Below are 4,546 nucleotides of genomic sequence, written 5' to 3'. Positions count from 1 at the left end.
AGCGAATCAATGTCACAGGGCGACCGCGAGCGGCTCGACCGAGCCTGCGAGGGGGAGCTGTGAGCGGGCCGGTGGTGTCTGGACTGACGAGCAGCGCAGGGAGCGAGCGCCAGCGAGTGACCGAGCAGCGCAGGAGGGAAGACACCACGTCAAGGCCCGCTCGTGCGAGCGGAGCGAGCCAGAAGGACACAGCATGAGTCGGTTCGTGGACAGGCTGCTGGAAACCGCCCGCACGGTGGGGCAGCGGCAGGGCGTGGTGACCGGGGAGCCGAAGGAGCCGGTGCACACGACCTGGGGTGAGGTGCACGAGCGGGCGCGGCAGGTCGCCGGCGACCTCGTGGCTCACGGGTTGGGCAAGCACGACGCGGTGGCGGTGCTGGCCGCCGAGCCGGCCGCGATCGGGCCCGCGGTGCAGGCGGTGTGGCTGGCCGGCGGCAGCGTCACGATGCTGCACCAGCCGACGCCGCGCACGGACATCGCGATGTGGGCCGAGGACACCGTGCGGGTGCTCAGCATGATCGACTCCAAGCTGGTGCTGCTCGGTGCGCCGTTCGACCAGCTGGCGCCGGTGCTGGAGGAGCGCGGGATCGGCTACCGGCTGATCACCGACCTCGGCGGCGGGCAGCCGCTGCCCGGCGTGGTCGAGGTGGACGAGGACGCGCCCGCGTTGCTGCAGCTGACCAGCGGCTCGACCGCGGAGCCGAAGGCCGTGCGGATCACCCACGGCAACCTGATCTCGAACATCGAGGCGATGGCCGAGATGGCCAAGCTGGACATCGAGAACGACATCATGGTGTCCTGGCTGCCCATGTTCCACGACATGGGGATGGTCGGCTTCTACACCACGCCGATGCTGATCGGCGTGCGGCTGGTCAAGGTCACCCCGGTGGACTTCCTCACCGCGCCGCTGCTCTGGGCCCAGCTGATCACCAAGTACCGGGCGACCATCACCGCCGCGCCCAACTTCGCCTACGCGCTGCTCGGCCGGCGACTGTCCACTGCGGACGATTCGGCCGGGTACGACCTGTCCACGCTGCGAATCGCGCTCAACGGGGCGGAACCCATCGACGAGAAGGCGGTGCGGGCGTTCACCGAGGCCGGCGCGCGGTACGGCATGCCGGCGGAATGCGTGTTCCCCGCGTACGGCATGGCCGAGGCGACCCTCGCGGTGTCGTTCGCGCCGCTGTTCACCGGGCTGACCCTGGACTACGTGGACGCCGACGCGCTGGAGTCGCAGGGCCGCGCCATTCCGGTCGACCCGTCCGCCGCGGACCACCGCGAGCGGACCGTGCGCTCGTTCGCCCGGCTGGGCCCGCCGCTGCCCGGCATCGAGGCGGAAGTCGTTGACGAGCAAGGAAACCGGCTGGGAGAGCGGGAGGTCGGCGAGATCCGGCTGCGCGGCGCCGCGATCACCCCGGGCTACCTCACCGTGGACGGTCCGGTGCCCACCCAGGACGAGCACGGCTGGCTGGCCACCGGCGACCTCGGGTACACGGTGGACGGTGAGATCGTCATCTGCGGCCGGCGCAAGGACGTGATCATCATGGGCGGCCGCAACATCTACCCCACCGACATCGAGCGCGCCGCCACCGCGGTCGACGGTGTCCGCGCCGGCAACGCGGTCGCCGTCCGGCTCGACGCCGGCAGCCGCCGCGAGCGCTTCGCCGTCGTCGTCGAGTCCAAACTGGCCGGTGACGAGGCCGCGGAAAAGGCGCTGCGCAAGGACGTCGGCGCGCGCGTGTTCGAGTCGGTCAACGCCCGCCCGGCCGCCGTACTGGTGCTGCCGCCGGGAACACTGCCCAAGACCCCGTCCGGCAAGCTCCGCCGCGCCGCCGCCGGCGAACAGCTAGCCGCCAGCATCGCCAAAGGCGAAGCGGACCTCGCTTAGCCGCCATGTTGGCGCCTCACGCAGCTGTGTTGGCCCCTCACGTCGGCGCATTGGCATCTGGCGCGGTCCGCCACATCGTGATGTGCCAACACACCGACGCCAGGCGCCAACACACCGACGCCACAGGCAAACATGGCGACGTGGGGCGCCAACACGCTGGTTAACCGCCGTCGCGGCGGCGGAGTTCGGCTACCCAGGCGGAGAGCAGGGCGTCGACGACGCCGGTGTGGTAGCCCTGGCCGGTGCCGGGGGTCCAGTTGAGGCGGGCGTTCATCAGGTCGGTGAAGGTGGGGCCGTTGGCCTGTTCGACGGCGAGGGCGAGCAGGGCCGCCAGGCGCTCGACGTCGGCCGGGCGGTAGCCGTGCGCGCCGGGCGGCGCCGGCGGGATGGGCAGCGACAGCCGGGCGCCGAGGGCGAGCGGGCCGTCGCGGGGGACCGGGGGCTCAAGCGGCATCGGGTTGGTTTGCTCGGTGGGGTCCGGGCGTACGGGTACCGGGCCGCGGCCGGACGGTGGTGGGACCGCACGGAGCCCGGTGGACGTGCCCGGGCCGCGGCCCATTGACCCCGGTGGGATCGGGAACTCCGCTGACCGGGCGCCGGGTGACTGGCCGCCGGCGGGGCGGATGTCGCGGAGGGACGGGGGACCGGCCGGGCCGTTGGCTCGGGGGGCGGGTGACTGGCCGCCGACCGCGCGGACGTTGCGGAGGGACGGGGGACCGGCTGGGCCGTTCACCCGGGCGCCGGGTGACTGGCCGCCTACGGGGCGGACATCGCGGAGGGACGGAGGGCCGTTCTGCCAGGAGCCGCCGCCGGGTAACTGATCACCGGGCCGCGGATCGGGTCCGCCGGAACGGGAGCCGGGTGGCGGACCGCCGGACGCGCGCCGGGAGTCGGGGCCGGTGGCGCGGGAGTCCGGTCCCAGGGGTTGGCCGGCGCCCCGCGGGCGGCCGTCGGGTCCGGAGCGGGGGTCGGGGACCCCGTTGGCGGGGCGCAGGCGGTTGGCGGGGGCGCGCTCGCGTTGTTCGAGGGTGGTGATGACGATGTCGAGGAAGCTGTCGACCTGGTCCTCGTGGTAGCCGCGTTTGACCCGCGGGGCCTCTTCGAAGGCCACGTCGCGGACGTCGGCGGCGCTGAGGTTGTCGCGGCCGCGGAGGGCGGCCTCGATGCGGTCGAGGAAGTCGTCGACCTGGCGCTCGCGGTAGCCGCGTTTGCCCAGCGGCGCCTTGTCGAAGACGACGTTGCGAACCTCGTCCGGGGTGAGCGGTTCCCGGTCCATCCGCGCTGCCTCCGTTCCGGTCAGCCGGCGTGGAACACGTTCTGTGCCGCCTCCAGGCCCATGCTGACCAATGCCTCAACCGCGTCCGCACACCGGTCGACCGCGAAGGCTAGCTCCTTTCGCTCGGTCGCGGAGAAGTCGCGGAGCACGAAGTCGGCCGGGTCCATCCTGCCCGGCGGCCGGCCGATGCCGAATCGGACCCGGTGATAATCCCGGCTACCCAGCGACTTGGTAACCGACCGGAGCCCGTTGTGGCCGTTCTCACCGCCGCCGAGCTTCAACCGCACCGCGCCGTACAGCAGGTCCAGCTCGTCGTGCACGACCACCAGGTTTTCCATCGGCACCTTGAAGAACTTCACCGCGCCGGCCACCGGCCCGCCGGAGAGGTTCATGAACACGCGCGGCTTGACCAGCGCCACCCGGGCGCCGGCCAGCCGGCCCTCGAGCACGTCGGCGACCGAGCGGTGCCCCTTGAACTTCCCGCCCATCCGGTCGGCCAGCTCGTCGGCTACCAGGAAACCGACGTTGTGCCGGTTCCCCTCGTACCGCGGACCCGGGTTGCCCAGGCCGACGACCAGGGTGGGCGCCGTGTCCATGCCCGCCCGCGGTCAGTCCTCGCCGTTCTCGCCGGCCGGCGCCTCCACCTCGGCCTCGGCACCCTCGGCGGGCTCCTCGACCTCGGCGGCCTGGGCCGCGTTCACGGCGACGACCAGCGCCTCGGGGTCGTTGACCAGCGTGGCGCCGGCCGGCAGCGCAACCTGCCCGGCCAGCACCTGGGTGCCGGCCTGGGCGCCGGCGATGGACACCTCGAGCTGCTCGGGGATGGTCAGCGCCTCCACCTCGATCTGCAGCGTGGTGAGGTCGGACGTGACCAGCGTGCCGGGCGCGGCGTCGCCGCTGATCACGACCGGCACCTCCACGGTGACCTTCTCGCCGCGGCGGACGAGCAGCAGGTCCACGTGCTCGATGTAGTTCTTGATCGGGTGCGTGGTGACGGTCTTGGTCAGCGCCAGCTCGTCGCTGCCGTTGCCGATCTGCAGGGTCAGCACGGCGTTCTGGCCGTGCTCCCGGACCACGCGGGCGAACTCGAGCGCCGGCAGGGCCAGGTGCTTGGGGTCGGAGCCATGGCCGTACAGCACCGCGGGGATCTTGCCGGCGCGTCGGGTGCGGCGCGCGGCACCCTTGCCGAACTCGGTGCGCGGCTCGGCGGCGAGACGGACCTCGGACACGGTGGTGCTCTCCTTGCTGATGAAAGACTTCCGGGGGCGGCGGCTGCGGCGGCGAGAGCGTGAGGAGACACGGCAGTCGCACCGCCGCGTCGATCACGACGGGCGCCAGCCCGCCCTCGCCGAGACAACCCCGACAGTTTACGCGGTGGTCAT

Annotated in this window: 4 protein-coding genes; 1 reads left to right on the top strand and 3 read right to left on the bottom strand. The window is 72.6% G+C overall.

Features of this window, described 5'->3' with window-relative positions; all coding sequences use genetic code 11:
- Positions 1–193: 193 nt before the first annotated feature.
- Entirely contained in the window at positions 194–1,888 is a 1,695-nt protein-coding gene (locus tag VGR06_RS42175) for a fatty acyl-AMP ligase (protein WP_327564878.1), read from the top strand.
- A 160-nt stretch (positions 1,889–2,048) separates the two neighbouring features.
- Here the strand turns inward: VGR06_RS42175 and VGR06_RS42170 are convergent, their stop codons facing one another.
- From VGR06_RS42170 to VGR06_RS42160, 3 genes are read right to left on the bottom strand one after another with little or no spacing between them, the layout of a single operon-like run.
- Entirely contained in the window at positions 2,049–3,164 is a 1,116-nt protein-coding gene (locus tag VGR06_RS42170; RefSeq protein ID WP_327564877.1) for a DivIVA domain-containing protein, read from the bottom strand.
- A 20-nt stretch (positions 3,165–3,184) separates the two neighbouring features.
- On the bottom strand, positions 3,185–3,760 hold the full coding sequence (gene pth, locus VGR06_RS42165; RefSeq protein ID WP_327564876.1) for an aminoacyl-tRNA hydrolase: 576 nt from the start codon (positions 3,758–3,760) through the stop codon (positions 3,185–3,187).
- Positions 3,761–3,772: 12 nt separating this feature from the next.
- A complete protein-coding gene (locus VGR06_RS42160) occupies positions 3,773–4,393 on the bottom strand; it encodes a 50S ribosomal protein L25/general stress protein Ctc (protein WP_327564875.1) in 621 nt (206 codons plus the stop codon).
- Positions 4,394–4,546: the final 153 nt, after the last annotated feature.

Source organism: Actinophytocola sp. (assembly GCF_036002505.1).
Classification (GTDB): Bacteria; Actinomycetota; Actinomycetes; order Mycobacteriales; family Pseudonocardiaceae; genus DASYTH01.
The sequence above is the reverse complement of the archived record's forward strand: the minus strand, read 5'-3'. Positions and strand labels throughout refer to the sequence as shown.

Bases quoted from the DNA above. Each gene is read 5' to 3' on its own strand.
- VGR06_RS42170 (WP_327564877.1), bottom strand. From the start codon at position 3,164: ATGGACCGGGAACCGCTCACCCCGGACGAGGTTCGCAACGTCGTCTTC.
- VGR06_RS42175 (WP_327564878.1), top strand. From the start codon at position 194: ATGAGTCGGTTCGTGGACAGGCTGCTGGAAACCGCCCGCACGGTGGGG.
- pth (WP_327564876.1), bottom strand. From the start codon at position 3,760: ATGGACACGGCGCCCACCCTGGTCGTCGGCCTGGGCAACCCGGGTCCG.